Annotated in this window: 17 protein-coding genes; 6 read left to right on the top strand and 11 right to left on the bottom strand. The window is 31.6% G+C overall.

All coding sequences use genetic code 11. The features are described from left to right. Positions 1-201: 201 nt before the first annotated feature. The 5 genes from Q0921_RS11090 to Q0921_RS11070 all read left to right on the top strand — a co-directional run bounded on the left by Q0921_RS11090 (position 202) and on the right by Q0921_RS11070 (position 5,687). A complete protein-coding gene (locus tag Q0921_RS11090; protein WP_299256751.1) occupies positions 202-1,245 on the top strand; it encodes a hypothetical protein in 1,044 nt (347 codons plus the stop codon). A gap of 143 nt (positions 1,246-1,388) precedes the next feature. Continuing rightward, a complete protein-coding gene (locus tag Q0921_RS11085) occupies positions 1,389-2,096 on the top strand; it encodes a hypothetical protein (protein ID WP_299256749.1) in 708 nt (235 codons plus the stop codon). A 61-nt stretch (positions 2,097-2,157) separates the two neighbouring features. Next, complete coding sequence (locus Q0921_RS11080; protein ID WP_299256748.1) at positions 2,158-3,105, top strand: tetratricopeptide repeat protein; 948 nt, start codon at positions 2,158-2,160, stop codon at positions 3,103-3,105. A gap of 6 nt (positions 3,106-3,111) precedes the next feature. After that, positions 3,112-3,963: a hypothetical protein gene (locus tag Q0921_RS11075; protein ID WP_299256746.1), complete on the top strand. Its 852-nt coding sequence runs from the start codon at positions 3,112-3,114 to the stop codon at positions 3,961-3,963. Next, positions 3,960-5,687, top strand: coding sequence for a hypothetical protein (locus Q0921_RS11070; RefSeq protein ID WP_299256744.1), 1,728 nt, complete (start codon positions 3,960-3,962; stop codon positions 5,685-5,687). The genes Q0921_RS11075 and Q0921_RS11070 overlap by 4 nt, the downstream gene beginning before the upstream one ends. 157 nt (positions 5,688-5,844) lie before the next feature. Here the strand turns inward: Q0921_RS11070 and Q0921_RS11065 are convergent, their stop codons facing one another. Both Q0921_RS11065 and Q0921_RS11060 read right to left on the bottom strand, forming a co-directional pair. Continuing rightward, positions 5,845-6,510 carry a hypothetical protein gene (locus tag Q0921_RS11065; RefSeq protein ID WP_299256742.1) on the bottom strand — a complete coding sequence of 222 codons (666 nt, stop codon included), beginning with the start codon at positions 6,508-6,510 and terminating at the stop codon, positions 5,845-5,847. 255 nt (positions 6,511-6,765) lie between these two features. Beyond that, positions 6,766-7,461: a hypothetical protein gene (locus tag Q0921_RS11060; protein ID WP_299256740.1), complete on the bottom strand. Its 696-nt coding sequence runs from the start codon at positions 7,459-7,461 to the stop codon at positions 6,766-6,768. A gap of 88 nt (positions 7,462-7,549) precedes the next feature. Between Q0921_RS11060 and Q0921_RS11055 the strand changes: the two genes are divergently transcribed. Continuing rightward, positions 7,550-7,969: a helix-turn-helix domain-containing protein gene (locus tag Q0921_RS11055; protein WP_299256738.1), complete on the top strand. Its 420-nt coding sequence runs from the start codon at positions 7,550-7,552 to the stop codon at positions 7,967-7,969. Between the two features lie 112 nt (positions 7,970-8,081). On the opposite strand, the gene Q0921_RS11050 is transcribed toward Q0921_RS11055, so the two are convergent. The 9 genes from Q0921_RS11050 to Q0921_RS11010 form a co-directional block, all read right to left on the bottom strand. Beyond that, entirely contained in the window at positions 8,082-8,465 is a 384-nt protein-coding gene (locus tag Q0921_RS11050; RefSeq protein WP_299256736.1) for a hypothetical protein, read from the bottom strand. 65 nt (positions 8,466-8,530) lie between these two features. After that, the gene (locus tag Q0921_RS11045) at positions 8,531-9,097 is read right to left on the bottom strand and encodes a Crp/Fnr family transcriptional regulator (protein ID WP_299256734.1); all 567 of its coding nucleotides are present in this window, start codon (positions 9,095-9,097) and stop codon (positions 8,531-8,533) included. A 221-nt stretch (positions 9,098-9,318) separates the two neighbouring features. Next, positions 9,319-9,591, bottom strand: a complete 273-nt coding sequence (locus Q0921_RS11040) for a hypothetical protein (protein WP_299256732.1) — start codon at positions 9,589-9,591, stop codon at positions 9,319-9,321. Between the two features lie 362 nt (positions 9,592-9,953). After that, a complete protein-coding gene (locus Q0921_RS11035) occupies positions 9,954-10,463 on the bottom strand; it encodes a hypothetical protein (RefSeq protein WP_299256730.1) in 510 nt (169 codons plus the stop codon). Between the two features lie 29 nt (positions 10,464-10,492). Then, positions 10,493-10,891 carry a hypothetical protein gene (locus tag Q0921_RS11030; protein ID WP_299256728.1) on the bottom strand — a complete coding sequence of 133 codons (399 nt, stop codon included), beginning with the start codon at positions 10,889-10,891 and terminating at the stop codon, positions 10,493-10,495. A gap of 56 nt (positions 10,892-10,947) precedes the next feature. Beyond that, entirely contained in the window at positions 10,948-13,035 is a 2,088-nt protein-coding gene (locus Q0921_RS11025; RefSeq protein ID WP_299256726.1) for an acylase, read from the bottom strand. A gap of 824 nt (positions 13,036-13,859) precedes the next feature. Continuing rightward, positions 13,860-14,438 carry a cysteine hydrolase family protein gene (locus Q0921_RS11020; protein WP_299256724.1) on the bottom strand — a complete coding sequence of 193 codons (579 nt, stop codon included), beginning with the start codon at positions 14,436-14,438 and terminating at the stop codon, positions 13,860-13,862. A 23-nt stretch (positions 14,439-14,461) separates the two neighbouring features. Next, positions 14,462-16,186, bottom strand: a complete 1,725-nt coding sequence (locus Q0921_RS11015; protein ID WP_299256722.1) for an FAD/NAD(P)-binding protein — start codon at positions 16,184-16,186, stop codon at positions 14,462-14,464. Between the two features lie 230 nt (positions 16,187-16,416). Further along, positions 16,417-17,094, bottom strand: coding sequence for a DUF2490 domain-containing protein (locus tag Q0921_RS11010; RefSeq protein ID WP_299256720.1), 678 nt, complete (start codon positions 17,092-17,094; stop codon positions 16,417-16,419). Positions 17,095-17,105: the final 11 nt, after the last annotated feature.

Genomic DNA, 17,105 nt, shown 5'->3' with positions numbered 1-17,105 from the left:
ATTAACAAGTTTCCTAATAGAACTGTCGCGTATATTAATCTAGGAGATGCATATTGGGGATTCACAGAGGTTCTAGGAGGAAGCAATGCAATGTTCAATGGACTTGAAGATATAGTTCATAGAAGAAATGGATCCCATAATAACCATCTGCACGCAGGTAATTTCCCGGATAATAGGATTGATAACTTAAATGAATAAGCTATGCAAATGAAATATTTTTTCTTTACTTATATTTTAATTGGATTTATTTCCTGTAAAAAAGCAGCTTATAACTCACCTGTTAAAAGTGAAGTGATTTTAAGTAATAGTTCAAAGCAAATAGATGATCAGAATGAGTATCTAAAAACATATGAAGTACCATTTGGATCTAAAGAATTAGTGACAACTGAATTTCCAAAAGACACTTCATATGTTTTTGGTTACAATATGAAAGAAAGACCAGAAATAGAGAAGACAATAGAAAAAATTAATAAATATTATCAAATTTTTAATCTTTGGAGTAAAGAAGATAGTACTAAAGTTTCTAAAAGAAATGAAAAGGATAAATATAGTCCTGAATTGGATAGCTATAATTATTATGATATCCCTTTGGTAACGAATATTAGATCAAAACAAAAAGATAATGATTTCTTTTATTGTAGACCTTTAAAGTCTTTTGTCAAAACCGGAAAAATAACAGGTTTAGATGATTATGAACTTTTTACCTACACTACATTTCCAAAATACTACGGCAATAATAAAGAGATAAGGTGTGAAGGAGATAATCCTGTAGCTATTACGGATTTGGTAATCAAATCTAAAAAAGGGAAATTAATTGATATGCTAAATATTTATTACACTACTAATGAACCATATAACACATATCATGTATACCCATATATCGATGAGAATTATAAAATTATATTACAGGCAATTGTTGGAGGAGAAAGCTATGAATATATAAGAAATGAAAAATGGCAAATTAAACCAAATGGTAAATTCGTTCGATTTTATGAAAAGGATGGACGGTATACTAATAAAGAAGAACAAGGAGAAGTAAAGAATTCAATGCGAGAAGGCAAATGGATCGAAACTAAATCTAATGGTCGCGTAGATGAAATCACATATCTCGAAGCTCAATACAATGAAGGAGAGCCAGTAGGAGAATGGGAGTATTATTCTTTTAAAAATTTTAAAAAAGGAAAACTACTATATATAGAGATTTATAAAAATGGAGAGTTACAGAAAAGAACTTTTGTAGAGTAGCTAGATACCATGATTTATAGAGTTCTGATAATTATTACTCTTAAGTATTTAGAAGTTATGAATAATGATTGGGTAAAAGTATATTATAACGGTAACATAGTTTCTGGTGGATATATCAAACGATCAGATATAGAGGTTTTAGAATGATGCGAAAAAATTATCAATTATTACTATTTGTCCTACTCAGTTTTAATTCTTGTAAAGAAAACAATAAAGGTGAAATTGAACAAGTAAACAATGGAATCGAGGATTCAATTGCTTATTACCAGAAGGGTATTAGTATAGAAAAAAGCAACGATAGAGTTATTTGGAAAGACGAGAAGGTAAAGATTTATGCAAATCATTCTGTAATAGAAGAAGGAGAGGAAAAATTGTTACTCTATACTAATAAAAAAGATACATTATTAACATTCTTTCATGAAGATGGAGGTAAAATCACATTTCCTTTTGTCATAAATAGCAATGATGAAACTTTTATAAACTTTTTTGAAGTCTGGGAAGGTAGCGGTTTTTTGAGTTCAAAGAATTTTTATCATTTAAATACTAATAATTACTCTTTGGATAGAGTTGCCGAAGTCGATCATAAAAATCTTTTGCGTATTGTGAAGAAAAGATTTAATATTGAGGATAGTATATATACAAAGACAGGAGAATTTTATAAGAATTATTCTTTCGATAAAACTTGTTTCAACGAAAAAGGAGAATTACCCTTTACTGTAATACTATATAATTATGATCAGCCTGAACTTAACAAAGGTTTAGAAGGTTTTAAAACTATGAAAGGATTGTATAGCTTTGAAAAAGAGAAAGGTTATATTTTAAAACCAACTAAAATTGAACTTCAAAATTAATCATGATAGATTACTAGTCTTACTATTAATAAGTCTATTGTAGCCAGAATGATTTAAAATCATGAGATATATAATCATAATATTAATAATAACTTTTTCTTGTAAAGACAAAAATGCTGTTACAACTTCTCAAAATATTCCTGAGATAATTGAAAACGATCTTAGTAGGCATAAGACTTCAAAAGATTCTATCGTATATAGAATAACAAAAAAGTGCTTAAAAGATAATTATGAAATAGGACTAAATATTTCAAAAAAATCAATAATAATAAAAAGGAACAATGTTAATTTTGAAATACCTGCAAATAAGTTAGTAGAAGAAGTCTCAGATCAAGAAATGGTATCTGAGTTTATGATCATTTGTAATTGCCTTCCCAATGGACTAAGCATCAATTTTGAGTTTGACTTATTTCTTTATCAGTATAAGTCTATTCAGCACCGTGTGATTTTTGAAGATGATAATATTTATCTGACTAATGCATTTAATTTTTATAGCAATAGACAGCGAGAGATATTATTTGGTAATACTTATAAAAGTGAGGTATCTTATTCTTATGATGAATCGGTTGATTTAGAAAATGATACTACCCAATTAATACAATTTAAAAATTTTCAGGATGAAAATTACAAACAAAATATAGATGCGTACTTTAGTACAATCCAAAAATTGTTTTCTAATTCTGAATTTGATAAACTGGAGTTAATTACTGATGTCACGGTTTTAGAATTGGCACTAAAAAACGTCGAAATCAATGAGGAATTAATAAAGTATAATGATATAGCGTACTATCTAGAACAATCCAAAGCATATAAAGAAGCAGTATTTCTTTTAGAAAAGATAGTTAAAGAAGCTCCAAAAAGAACTGTCGCTTATATTAATCTAGGAGATGCATATTGGGGATTAGAAGAAAAAGAAAAAGCTAAAGAGGCATACAAAACGTATATAGACCAAATGAAAACTAATGGTAAAGAGACTAAAATTCCTAAGCGTATCTTAGAGAGGGTATAATCAAGTATGAGCTATTTTCAGTTTTTTATTCTTTTGTTGGTTTTGTGTTTACTCTCGTGTAAGCATAATGGTAACAAAAATATAGAAGCTAAAGATACTGCAAAAGAAGTTTCAAGTGAGACTATAAGCCAATTAGATCAAAAAGAATCAAAACATTCGATAAATGACTTTCAAGGAATTTGGGTAAGTTTTTCCCAGTATTTAGAACATGAATCAGCATTTAAAGATCATAATAAGAATACATATTACAAAATAGTAAATGGTAATGAAATCCTTGATATTACATTGATAGATGATGATGAAAGCAATGTAAGAATAGATGAACAATATTTAGGTTTTTTAGACATACTTAACTTTAATTTTTCTACAAATGAGGAAGAATTAGTAAGTAGTTTACAAAAATCTGGATCCACGTTAGTAAGATTTAAGAAAGGACAAGAAAAATACGATAAAAATGATATTGAAATAAGTTCTGGCTTTAATAGATATTATGAGATAACAGAAATATTGGATGATGGTTTTGATTATGATGAAAAAGACAAATATGTTAGTTTTAGGTCAGTATCATCATTGCCAATGGAAATTTTCAGTCTGTTAAAAACGACATCAAAAAAAGAGAATTTAGATTACATCAAAATGTATGATGTAGAAAACAAATCAAGTAAAGTAAGGGTAAAAGTGAGTAAAACCTTTTTCCATACCGAAATGTCATCGGCATCAAAAAGAAAAGCTTTTTTAGTAAAAGGAGACATTGCATACCTAGAAGAGATCAGTAATGATTGGGTAAAAGTATATTATGACGGTAACATAGTTTCTGGTGGATATATTAAACGATCAGATATAGAGGTTTTAGAATGATGCGAAAAAATTATCACTCATTATTTATTTTAAGTATTTCTTTACTTTTATCTATACTACTAGGTTGTCAAGACCGTAAAACGGTTTTAGATTATGATAAAGGAATTAAACTGAGTGAATTTACAGTATTAGTTGATTCTGATACAGAAGATTTTGATATTGTCGATAAGGATAAAGATACCGTATACATATATAAAGAGTTATACAGAACGCTAGATGGAACTTTGCTAAAGCCTAATAAAGGTATTACCATCGATAAAATAGAGGAGATATTGGAGATAGGTTATTATCAGAATACTATTGATGATAATCCAGGATATGATTTAGGAATAGCTATACATCAAAAATACCTAGAAAAAGATATTGAAAATAGTTATTTGATAAAATCAGTTGAAAATATAGATAAACAACTATTAGAGCAAAATTGGTTAAGAGTCAAACAAGAATCCCTAGAAAATCAAAAAGTTTTCTTTTCTAAATTACTACAAGAAAAAAAGAAATACGAGAAGTGTTGTCCAGAATATATAGAACAAGCATCGGATTTCTTAAAGAAAACGGAATCTGATTTTAAAACACATTATGATTTAAATATTGAAGCGTATGTGAGACAAAGAATTCTAAAAATAGAATACAAAATAAATAACCAAGTCAAACAAAAGACTATTTTATATTATTCTTCTAAGGATTTAAAAAGCAAATATCAGACAGAAGATGATGCTCTTGAGATAAAAAAAGAAACAAAACAAAGACGATCAAAGGACTCCATAGATAAGAATGTATCCAATCAATTATTAGAGTTAAGAAAAGAAATGTATGCTCAATACAAAAATAGAAAAGCAGATTTCTTACCAATATATGTATCTTTTTCTTATCAAAATAAAAAAAACGACTTGATCAATTTGGTACCGTTAACGGATAGCTATCGTTGGTCCGAACACAAAGATTCTTCAGTTGTAGCTAATCGTTATTTGAGAGATATCAAAATTAAAAACGACAATTACCATGAATTGAGCCCAGTTTATAGAGAACGGTTTCTACAAAGAATGAATATTTCTGAAAAACATAAAATATTCGTTTATAATACATCAAGTGATACGATTTTTGTCTATAATGTGAATGAGCAACCTGTGGTTGGAATTCTTAGTCCTTATGAATCTCAAGGCCCATTTAGGCAAGAGGATTATATCATTGGATTTGATCTGAATAATACACCGAAAAAAGATAGTAATAGTAACGAGCCTGTATTCGTTTATATAGGTGAGGAAAACCCATTTCAAGTGGGACATCTACAACCAATAATTTGGAATAAGATAGATTACTCATTTTTTGGTTCATACTTTAATCATACAGATGTTACAAATATCGATAGGAGTTTGATAAGAGAAGTTTATAATTTCTCTACGGATAGCCTTGATTACTTTATGTTAGATATTGGTACAAAAGAGCGGAATAGCCTTAAACGTTTGATTGTTTTTGATAAAAGTTCTAAAACGCTACTTACGGATTTGTTTCATAACGAAGGAGAAGGTCGTTCTTATACTCATATGGCTATCAACAAGGGAGAGAGCAAGAGTTTTATGACAGAACAAATGACGGGCAAACTATTCAAGGATAAACCCCCAGTATTTTTTGGATTGTTATATCATTCGTTTGGTTGTAGTAAAATATACTTTATTGAGAAAGAAAGAAATTTTATACGTTTGCGTTGCGATAATAGACATTAATAAAAAGAAATAGCATAGAGAATACTGATTAAATACCTGTCTGACTTTGGAAGAAGCTTTTTAGAAGTTTGGATTGTTTTGTACTCATTAACATCACTAGTCAAAGACTAGCTGGTTTTTTTACGAAAATTGAAGTTTATAGAGTAATGGTCACGGATTACAAATCCGCGCCTGTGGGGTTTTCAAGGATATCAGAGCAATCAATACTAGCATAGTTATAATTTTTAACTGGTGCTATTTTGTCTGTTTTAATCTCTTTTCTTTCCCAAATTTCCCCATTGTAGAATTCGATTTTGATAGGTCCAATTCCCTGTCCAATAGTAAGCACAGTTTTAATCCCTCCAAGCTCACTTACAAATATTTTAGTTTTAACCTCAACTCCTTTAACAATAATCGAACTCATATTTACCACAGAGGTCTCTGAGGTAATAATATCTTTAGTCTTACCAAGTTTTAGGGTAAAACTTTCCCCGTTATATGAATGCGTACTAGATGTATTCATTATTCGTATAGTATCATTCTCCCCAACCAACATTTGCGAAGATATATCATGACAACCACAGCCACCTTCTTCATTATCATTTCTAAGATACATATAATCTTCTATATGCGAAATGGATCTATTTATGAGATAAAATTTTCTTTCCTTATTCGAAGATTTATTGACGAAAATATATTCCGTAAGAATATCTCCTTGAAACCAAAATAATTCATTAGTTAAATGATATTTTCCACAAGTAACATTAACATAGTCGAAAATAATAGCAAGACAAGAAGAAAAAAATAGAAAAATGAAAAAAAGAATAAGTAGCTTGTACTTCATCTTATGAATAGTATTAAAATTAGTTTCAATTACAAATATTGAAACATTTTAAGATTTATTCTACCCTGAATCCAGTGAAAAAGTAAGCTAGGTAATTCCTCATAACGTGCTTTTGTATATTTAGTTGCGGGGTAAAAAATACAACTACCTTCAGATAACGATATATTTAATTAAGTACAATAATGGTTTGCATATTCACCCAAACCACTATTACTTTCACATTGTTGTATATCGTTTTTACTTACACTTCCTTAATTACTCTATCGTCTTAAATTTGGGCGCAAAATAATTCAAGCAATAAAGCATTGCTCCATAAGTAAAAATCAGGGTTGGCATATTCGTGTTAAAACCTAAATCAAATTCTGGAATGCTAAATAGGCCTCTAAAAGAACGTGTTGCGATGAGTAACATAAAAATAATTCCATAAGCGAAAACAGAAATAATGGCAACTCTATTTTTAGTGGTTCGTATAATTCCTTTTTTTGCTTCTTCTCTAAAGAAATACCAAAGTACTCCAACACTAAATATAGCTTCTATAAAAATTGCTAAATATGGGCTAGAAGCATACAAACCAAGACCAGCTTCCATTGTATCTGCTCCAAACAGATGATGTATATGACCAGAAAAGAAATCTAATACAAAGTGGACAGAGACTAAAGCCATACTTACTAATCCTATTTGTGTACTTTCGAATAACAATTTTCCAATTATGAATACAATAGCTAACCAAAATAATAGAGGCAACAAATCATGACTATATAGCATATCCACTGCCATATTACTTAAAGTTGCATCAAAAGCATCACTTGGATCAGTAGGTTCAATACCTAAATAATGAAAGGTAAACCACAATAAATCCTGTAATTGTGATATTATTAAAAAATAAAGTAAGGCTCCTTTCGGAAATTTTTGTTTTGCTATTAATGCTGTTGTAAAATGTCCTGCCAACATAATTTCTGTTTATTTTTTTTATTTTTGCTGTCGAATTGATAGCAAAAATAAAAATTACTATCGAATTGATAGTAATAATTCTTAGAAAATGAAAAAAGAATTTCGCTCAGGCTGTCCAATTTCATCTACATTAGATGTTATAGGTGATAAATGGTCTTTGTTAATCATTAGAGATATGCTCGTAAAGCATAAGAAAACCTTTAAAGAAATATCCAATTCGGAAGAAAAGATTGCACCAAGTATTTTATCTGCACGATTAAAATTATTGGAATCTTATAAGTTAATATCCAAAACAAAAATTTCTAAAAATAAAAAAGAGAATATTTATTTATTAACACAAAAAGGAATCCGTTTAACTCCAATGATCATTGAGTTCAGTTTGTGGGGCAATGACAATATGCGAGAGTTTAATAAAATAGATGACATTGCAGGCTTGAATTCAGATAAGTCCTATATCATTAAATCAGTTCAAGATAGTTATAATTCTATGGTGCTCAATTTACATTAAGGTTGCTCTCAAATGACTTACAACGTCTCGTACAAGAAACATAGGGAGAAAATAAAGAATACGTTTCAGGTTGGCAATAAGTCAAATATAAATATTTTGCTTTTATCTTTTTTTATTCATTATCGGCGGTAGTTTTTTTATTGAAAGCTCTAATTTGATTCACTCCCATTAATAATACAATAGATGCAATAATTCCGATTATTATATTTCCTAATGACGTAATACCAAACGGATTAAATAAGATTAAAATAATACTTCCTATTGCCCATAAAAAGTCTTGAATTATAATCCATAAAACAGCTGTTTTTCTTTGTTTGCTGATTTCATACCAAATAGTGATTGTGAAATAGATTAAAATTAATCCAACTATCCAAAAGATAGAACTATTGTCAGTTCCAAATAGCTTAGCAATTTGATTACTAAATAAAATCATTATTATACCTGAAATACTTGAGAATAAAGCATTAATCTTTAGGGCTTTTTGTAATTCGTTCATTTGATGAAAGTTTTGTTTTAGCAAATTTCTATAAACAAAATTTAATCTCTCTTGACAAATGATAGTTAATTTATTTTTCTTAATCTGCTTAATGATTCTGGAGTGATTCCTATCATGGAAGCTATATATTGTAGCGGAACATTTTTAAAAAGTTCAGGCTCTTCATTTAATAAATTATCAAAACGTTGTTTTGCTGTAGTATGTAATTGAGAGAACATATTCTTTTCCAACAAAGCAAAAGAATTCGCTAGTAGAAGATTATCAAATTCTAACCATTTAGGTTCTGTTTTATTTAAATTAAAGTGATTTTCTCTATTAATAATATATAGTTTACAATCTGTAATTGCTTGTATATTCCAATTGTTTTTTGTTTCAAAAATGAAGCTAGAAAGGGAGGTTATAAATCTATTTTCTGAACCAATCCACAATGTTATTTCTTTTCCGTCTACTATATCATACATTCTCATATAGCCTGATTCTATAAAAGCCATTTGTCTGCAGGTTTTACCCGATTTCAAGAAAAATTCACCTTTAGATATTTCTAATGGTTTAAAAACCGAAAGAATATTATCCATTGAGTTTTTATCAATAGATGACACTTGACCTAAAATACAGTTTTTTAGTTTCCTCATTTGGTTTAATTACCGTGGACGTCTCAGATATGTTTCGTTGCTAAAAAGACAAGTTAGTAAAAAGAACCGAACCATTGTTTAGCGACGCTAATTTTCCGATAAGAAAATCAGCAGCAATGAAATATACATAAGACGTACACTGAGTGTAGCCAAAGTGTATTATGTTTCTCAAGTTTTATGATTTCGTCATTCCTGTGTATATGGGGTCCATATCATGTTTCTTATGATGATTGTGAATTCCTATAAGTAGTAGCGTTTATATTATGATCACTAGTAAAATTTCTATTTCTAAAAACAAGAATGCTTAGAATAGTTCCAATAGCGTACCCGATAAATAGATAAGAGTCAAAATCTAAATGTTCTAAACTTATGGAGTTGTCAATTCCAGCTTGTGCGCTTATTTCAGAGATTTTTCGTAATCGATAATTAAGTAGAACTATTCGACATTGCCAACTAAGAATACCTCCTCCGATAATAAGTAGGTATGTTATCATTTTCTGACGAAGATCTTTTAGATTCGAGAAATAGTGAACCCACAAGTAAAACAGAGGAATAACACCGATCGATATCGCGAAAAACAGCCGAGATGAAAATCGTCCACCAATTGAGTTACTGAAAATCTTGACTTCTCCCTTGTTTAAAAACAAAAAGGAAATTTTTATAAAATAACTGTACAACATAAAGCCCACACAAAATAATACGATGATAATTCCTAAGTATAGTAAGACTTTTTTCATTTTATAATCATAACAAGGTCTAATATACAAATCAAACAAAGACTGATCATTACCAAAAATACAATAGCCAGTCGATTAAGCTCTTAGCTGTTAAGACATATATCACTTTGTACAACGCATTATTTACTTAATAAGGATTTCATTTTTTTATTAAAGATTTCAGTAATTTCATCCCATTTCATGTCCACTTCTGTCATACTACAATCTCCACCCAAATAAACAATTGCAACTTTTTTATTCAAAATTGTATCCATTCCAACTCCATAAATAGGAGCAATTCCGCCGGATGTTTTTACCAAAGTGTATTTTTTTGATTTATAGAACTCGGATGATATGTTTTTGACACGTGTTTTCAGTTCAGATATTTCATTTTCATCTAGTTTTAATTCTTTGCTGTTAGCATATGAATCCATGCACGAATAAATGGTGTTTAATTCTGATTTAAGCTTCTTTTTTAAACCCAGTGTCAAATCGTTGTCCTTTATATTCGAAACAGGGTTTTTGATTATGTGAAAAACCTGATTGTCTATATCGTCAATTCTATTCAATTCAGCCAACAGTTTATTTTCTTGTGCATTTACAGCGAAAGAACAAATCAAAATTAAAAATGGGATTAGACTTTTTTCCATATATTATCCTACAATATTTATCTTTTTTGTCAATTTTTTCCAAGTAATATTTGCGCCTTTTCTTTATTTGGCCACTTATCGGCGATCATACGTATTCGAATTCTTTCTATCCAATGATTTTTATCCGTAATGTCTCTAAATGTGGTCAATTGAGAATTGTTTTCATTCGAAAATTCAGTAATATTTTTTTTAAATACCAACTTTACAAATGTTATAGCTAAAACTTCTTTTGTAAGTTTCAAAGATCGAAGATTTTCGGGTAAAATATCCAATGTGCAAAACAATGAGTAATATAAATTAAATAAATCCTCATAGTTTAAAGAGGTTTGTAATTTCTGATTAAGAAAATTATAAAGTATTTCAGCACTATCTTTTTCAGACTTGGATTCTAATTCTCTTTTTCTTTTTAGAAAGTTGAATATCTTCATTTTCTTTTTTTATGTTGTATAACAAGAAATTGTGTATAACTACTCTTTATCTTTTACTATTTTTTTTCTTGAAATCCATTGTCAGTCATCATCTCAATTCGCTTCGTATTTGATTCTACTTCAGCTTTTGTAAACCAGGCATCACGTAGTTCTTTTTTAGAGAATAGTTCTAACTGATCTCCGTTATGCGGTGAATCTTTTTGAGTGGCGTTACCATACGACAATAAGACTTTTGCTTTTACAGCATCACCAAATTCAATGACACCGACCCAGGAATCTCCGCCACCTACGAACATATTGTCATCAGTAGCACCACCTGGCCAGGCAACACGAAATACACCCATAGATCCATCAGAACCGTTTGCCGGTAAATTTTTACCATTGTAGTTGATTCTATAATAGGTTCCCCAGGCAATGTCTAAGCTTCCAAACTTTGCTTCTAATTCCTGTACGGTTTTTTCTAATAATTGAATCGCACGTTTAGGATTTGCAATGCCATCTGGTGTGGTGTTGGGTTTGTCTAGCGTCCATTTTTCTTTGTAGTTAGCATTGTTCCAGACATTAAATTTTCGTGCCCAACTATAAAACAACAACATGCCCTTGCTATCTGCATCTGCGGTTCTGTCCCAGTTCTCTAAAACGACTTTAGCTTTTTTGGCTAATTCGGAATCAGAAGCATCTATCGCGGTAAACAAGTCATCTAAAATCCTGTCTGCAAATTCTAAGCGAGTAGATAATTTGTAATCCACTAATTCATCAAAAGTGATGGATTCATCTTCGATCAACATTCTTGCCGATCGCTGTGGTCTAAAGCTCATACTTTTTGGAGCCATATATCCAGGAAAATCACCAGGATTTAACGACATCGGTATGGTACTGGTCCACGGTGGGTCGTTGGCATTTTGTAACCAACCGTTTGTCGGGTTTTTAACCATGGGTAAATCAGCATACTTATGAACTTCTGTCCATACATCCGCAGATTTACCACCAGGAATGATGCGATCCCAATACGACCAAGCATCTTCCGTTCGTTTAGGTACCAAACCATTGAATAGATAGAAAATATTTCCTGTTTTATCGGCGTACATCACATTCCAAAAAGGAATTTGTGCCATTTGTAACGCGGACTCAAATTCATTAAAGTTGTCACTATTGATCATTTTCCACCATTGCAATAGCATATTAGGTTTGTCTAAACCAACCATGCGTAAGGCCAATACTTTATTTTCAGTTTTATTGACTACCGGACCGTGAACCGTTCTTAGCATCGGAATTTCCTGATCAACCATTGTACCGTCCTCTTGTTTTATCTTAATCGTTTTTGATGAAGTTTCAAACGCTTTCTGCTTACCATCCAATAGATAACCTCCTTTTGTGAGTTCTAATTCATAGGTATCGGCATTATCAATGGGGTTATTGGTATGGCTCCAGCCAAGATTCTCATTAAAACCAATTGCAATTCCGGGTAAACCGACCAGCGTGGAGCCGTACATGTTTTTACCTTTTAAATTAAGATGAGACTCGAAAAATAAAAATTCTTTCCACCAGGGTAAATGCGGATTCTGAACTAACATAGCATTCCCTGAAGCAGAACGACTGGGACCTACGGCATAGGCATTAGAACCTAGGTTTGGCCATTGCTGAACACGACCTAAATCATTTCCGGCAATAAAGCGTGTAAAAATAACATACATACTATGCATATTCACATCTTTTTCTGTTAATGGTAGGACCACTTTATTTTCTTTATCAATGGCTTCTGGATATGCTTTTGCATATGCATTCATTCCCTTTATAAAAGATGTATACATAATTTTGACTTCAGGGTCTTGACTTTTCCCCCATTCATCGGCTAGTTCATCAAAACCTAAGGTATGAACGAGCATATCATTATTGAATTCTTTTTGACCCCAGTATTCTGCTCCTTTTCCTCTAGAGCCTCCATAAAGTTTTAAAATGAGATTTGCGTGATTATGCATTTGAGCCCAGCCCTGTGCAAAGAACAATTCTTCAACAGTGTTTGCCGTAATATGTGGCACACCCCATGTGTCCCAGGCAATTTGGGTTGCTGCTTTTTCTACTTGAGCACGAGCGCTGGATAAAAAAGAAACTAGGATCAGCGTAAAGAAAAGTTTAGTTTTCATATTTTTCAATTAGAAGTTTATTATTAGTGCCTTACATAAATTTAATATGGGTATGCTTATCTATAATACCATATTTTTAATAAAACATACGTAGTATTTTTTACTAGATGCTATCGTTCCTTATAGGAAAACTACAACAGTTTGCTCGTATATTATTTTAAAAAAAAGTGAGAATTGGGAGTAATGCCTCTAAGCTAAACAATTATTCTGTAAGTTAAAAATACGGTTTCCTATTAGCAAGGCAAGCGAATTCAAGAAGGTGAAATTTTCTAAAAGTAATTTTGATTAAAATTGCAGTTAGATTATTACTAAAAATGGATTCCAGCCTACGTTGGAATGACAAAAAGCTAAAAGCTTATTATTCTGATCCTTCGACTTTGCTTAGGCTAAACTAAAGATTAGAATACAAAATAATACTTAAAGTTTATATGCGATTACCAGGTACTGTAAGCTTATTGGGAGTATTCTTTTTTGTTTACAGATTTTCTGTCAATGTTCAAGGGATTTGGTGAAGTAGGAGGTGAGATAGATTTTTTTTTCTCTTCGAATACACTGAGCTTAGTCTAAGTGTACCTAAACTGAAGAGCAAAGAATAAACAAAAATACTAGGTTGGTCAGGTATGAACATGTACTTGATATTTGTCCATCTCAAAAACAAGCTAAGTAGAGCTATCGAGACGGATTAAATTTTGTTGAATCTGTATTACCTCTACAACAGGTAGAAGATACTCTTACTGTTATTTTAGAACAACAAAAATATTTAGAACACTATCCTTACTTGGATTAAGAATAGCACCGGTCTCAAGAGAGAAACTTTTTGGTCGTTATTTAGAGAATATGTCTAGTATCTCTTTAGTGTTTATAATGGTAGCAAATTCATCTTTGAGATTAGCAATTTCGATATCGTGTACCATTTGGGCATCATACCGCTGACCATTGGCACCGACTTTATCAAAAGCCGCGACTCCATCTTCAATCAAAAACACATTAAATCCATAGTTAGAAGCCATTCTAGTACTGGTAGAGACACAATGTTCTGTGGTAAGTCCTACAATGACTACGTTTTTGATACCCGTATCTTTTAATTGTGTTCTCAGGTCTGTACCGATAAAAGCACTGTTTACATCTTTTTCGATCACGGGTTCGTTAGGTTCCGGTACAATAAAATCCTGAAAATCGTTACCGGGTTTTCCTTTAGCTAAAGGAGACTCTGGGTTGGTAGAGCAATGCTTTACGTGATAGATGGGTAGGTCTTCTGTTCTCCAGGTGTTTAGTAAGGCCTCTATGTTTTTTTCTGCTTCTGGATTATTGCGCTCGGTACCATAATATCCGGGACTATTGATGCCTTTTTGCACATCGATGAGTAGTAGGGCAGGCTTGTCTTTTTTTGTAAGTGAGTTCATATATTTTTATACTTTATATATTTCTAAATTCTTCGTACAGCTGATTCCGCCCAGTCTTTAATTCTGGATCCGAAACATTCTAAAATGGCATCCACGCCAATAACACTTCCTTTAGCAAGGCGGCCTAAAACAGAAAGCGAAATACTATTAATGCTATCAGGTAGCACCACACAACCATTTGTCTGTGTATGAATACCCAACTCAGAATGAATCGGAGAAATAATGTCATTAGATAGCAAACTCTTAATGATAGGTGATTGTACCTCTAACAATTGAGGAGCATCTAATACACTATTGATCATCACGTTTATTATACGTTCATTCTCTCCGTATCGAAGTTGCCAACCTTCTGAGAGAAACTCAATGTCTGGATTATTTGCGAAATCAAGAATAAGCACATCTGCCCTTACCAAAGCCATCATTTGTTGCATACTTTCTACCGGTGGGCCGTATGAGTAACGCTTACTTCGTTCATCTAACGAAATAACTTCTGCAATGATTTCATCGGGTAATGTAGGGTGTGAAAATTCTTTGTATAGTGTGGGCTGACAATGACGCCAAACCTGACCGATACAATAATCTAACGAAATTGGTGATTTGCCAAGAGCCATATTAATAAATGCTTCGATATTAACACTCGCCGGGTTATCAATAGGCTGTATTAGTGGATCTTGATGTGATTCATCTGTAAGCCAATTTGTTATAATTACATGCAATTGGGATGCATTCTTATTATGAGTAATACTTTTTTCTCCTAAATCTTGGTATATACGTGATGCAATATCTGCAATGACATTTTTTAAAAACCAAATATTTGATACTTTTTTAGATCCTTGAGCAATGGCGCTAATGGTATGTTTAAAAGTTTCAATTTCTGAATCAGTCGGTGTAAACCAGGCATCTATCGCAGCATTGATAGGCTTAGGAATCATAGGATTGCCATCCAAAGAAAAAGGGACTATACATTGCGTTGTCTTTTTGCCATGATGGTAGACGGATTCAAAAGTACTTTTATTTGTTATGGTAAAAGATCCTCCACAACCTATGGTAAGTGCTCTCATAACATCGATCATCGCAAGGCCGAATCCTCTTATACCAATACAAGCATCGGTATCGATGGGAGTATCGAGAATGTTTTTTACAGGATATGGATCTATAAAAACGTTGAGGTTATTATCCATAGCGTGTTTTTTCCATTGTTGCAACTGATCTGATAAAATCGTTGGTTGATGTCCGATGGTTAAAACAATTTCTTCAAATTGATATTGGGTATTTGTTATGTCCTTAATAAAAAACACGTTTTCCTTATAATCAATAGCCTCTATTGTAGTGTTTTTTAAAACGGCAAGCTTCTCTTTTTCAAGCACAGTAAAAATAGACTCGAATCGCTGGTTCAAATAATTTCCTAATTTTCTTCTTGGTGGAAATTGATCATAGGCATCCTCGGGAAGATTCTGTTCTTCTATTGGAAGCCAATCTGTATAAGAAGGAAAAGCAGGTATACCGAATTCATTTAAATGTATGGCAGGTCGTCCTTCTAGATTTTTTAACGCTCTTTCGGTAATATTCAGCCAATTCGTATCAGCCTGTCTAGTATTCCAGGCAGTTCCTGTTCCTGGTACATCTGAAGGCTCAAAAAGGGTAACCTTAATGTCTTTTTGTGGGTTACCTTTGGAAAGAATAACAAAGAAACTTTCTAATGCAGAGAGCCCACGAGGTCCGGTACCAATTATAGCTATTTGTCTCATTGTTTTTTCTAAAAATGATTTAGATTCTGAAATGTAATACGAACGAAATGTATGGTATTATTATAGTACTGATGTGCGTTATAGCATTTATTCTTCTCTCTAAAAACTTTCCTCAAAAAAAAACAGACAGATTTAGAACTTCAGGCAATCATATAAAATATGGAAATTATTATCGGTATATTTCTGGTACTTTCCAATACATTGAACGTAGTCGAAATATAACGATACAATTATCCTTTCTTTCTAAAGTCGGTATTATAGATAACACCTAACTGTAGTCGATCAAAATTTGCTCCAGTAAAATGATTTTTTAGATACCCTAATTGAATACTGAAATTAGATTTTACATTATATCCTACAGCTCCATACAATCGATTCTGACCAAAAATTGGTTCTTGTAGATTGATAAACACTTCGTCATAGACATTCAGAAACCATTTATCATTAAAAGGATAGGTGAGTTGCAGTCGATATCGTGCACGATGCTCTGTAAAATCATCAAACTGCGTGCTGATAAAACGTTGTTCTAATCGATATCGATGCTCGAACTTTACCTTCCCAACCTCATTTTTTAATATAAATTGCTGAAATATTCTATGCTCTTTGCTATTTTCTTCATCTGGGATATCGGCAAAAGTTCCGTCGGTATTAATATATCCATATCCAATCGTGGCAATGGCATTATCGGTAAGGTGATAATTTAAACCAGTACGTAGTAATAATTGATTAAATGTACTTGCTACCTCATAGAATCGAAACTGCGCTTCAGAATGAATACTGAGTTTGTCGGTTATTCGATTAGTGCCAAAATACATATACCAAGCGCCCAAGTCATCTTCTCCTGTTTCTTGGGCGTTAGTATTTAAAACGGTTATTAGTATTGTTACAACTATTATGATTTTTCTCATAAATATATTCG

This window comes from uncultured Aquimarina sp. (assembly GCF_947496855.1).
Taxonomy (GTDB): domain Bacteria; phylum Bacteroidota; class Bacteroidia; order Flavobacteriales; family Flavobacteriaceae; genus Aquimarina.
The sequence above is the reverse complement of the archived record's forward strand: the minus strand, read 5'-3'. Positions and strand labels throughout refer to the sequence as shown.

Coding starts and splice junctions, on each gene's coding strand:
- Q0921_RS11040 (WP_299256732.1), bottom strand. CDS start 9,591: ATGATAACATACCTACTTATTATCGGAGGAGGTATTCTTAGTTGGCAA.
- Q0921_RS11025 (WP_299256726.1), bottom strand. CDS start 13,035: ATGAAAACTAAACTTTTCTTTACGCTGATCCTAGTTTCTTTTTTATCC.
- Q0921_RS11020 (WP_299256724.1), bottom strand. CDS start 14,438: ATGAACTCACTTACAAAAAAAGACAAGCCTGCCCTACTACTCATCGAT.
- Q0921_RS11080 (WP_299256748.1), top strand. CDS start 2,158: ATGAGATATATAATCATAATATTAATAATAACTTTTTCTTGTAAAGAC.
- Q0921_RS11065 (WP_299256742.1), bottom strand. CDS start 6,510: ATGAAGTACAAGCTACTTATTCTTTTTTTCATTTTTCTATTTTTTTCT.
- Q0921_RS11090 (WP_299256751.1), top strand. CDS start 202: ATGCAAATGAAATATTTTTTCTTTACTTATATTTTAATTGGATTTATT.
- Q0921_RS11050 (WP_299256736.1), bottom strand. CDS start 8,465: ATGAACGAATTACAAAAAGCCCTAAAGATTAATGCTTTATTCTCAAGT.
- Q0921_RS11010 (WP_299256720.1), bottom strand. CDS start 17,094: ATGAGAAAAATCATAATAGTTGTAACAATACTAATAACCGTTTTAAAT.
- Q0921_RS11070 (WP_299256744.1), top strand. CDS start 3,960: ATGATGCGAAAAAATTATCACTCATTATTTATTTTAAGTATTTCTTTA.
- Q0921_RS11060 (WP_299256740.1), bottom strand. CDS start 7,461: ATGTTGGCAGGACATTTTACAACAGCATTAATAGCAAAACAAAAATTT.
- Q0921_RS11075 (WP_299256746.1), top strand. CDS start 3,112: ATGAGCTATTTTCAGTTTTTTATTCTTTTGTTGGTTTTGTGTTTACTC.
- Q0921_RS11055 (WP_299256738.1), top strand. CDS start 7,550: ATGAAAAAAGAATTTCGCTCAGGCTGTCCAATTTCATCTACATTAGAT.
- Q0921_RS11030 (WP_299256728.1), bottom strand. CDS start 10,891: ATGAAGATATTCAACTTTCTAAAAAGAAAAAGAGAATTAGAATCCAAG.
- Q0921_RS11085 (WP_299256749.1), top strand. CDS start 1,389: ATGATGCGAAAAAATTATCAATTATTACTATTTGTCCTACTCAGTTTT.
- Q0921_RS11015 (WP_299256722.1), bottom strand. CDS start 16,186: ATGAGACAAATAGCTATAATTGGTACCGGACCTCGTGGGCTCTCTGCA.
- Q0921_RS11045 (WP_299256734.1), bottom strand. CDS start 9,097: ATGAGGAAACTAAAAAACTGTATTTTAGGTCAAGTGTCATCTATTGAT.
- Q0921_RS11035 (WP_299256730.1), bottom strand. CDS start 10,463: ATGGAAAAAAGTCTAATCCCATTTTTAATTTTGATTTGTTCTTTCGCT.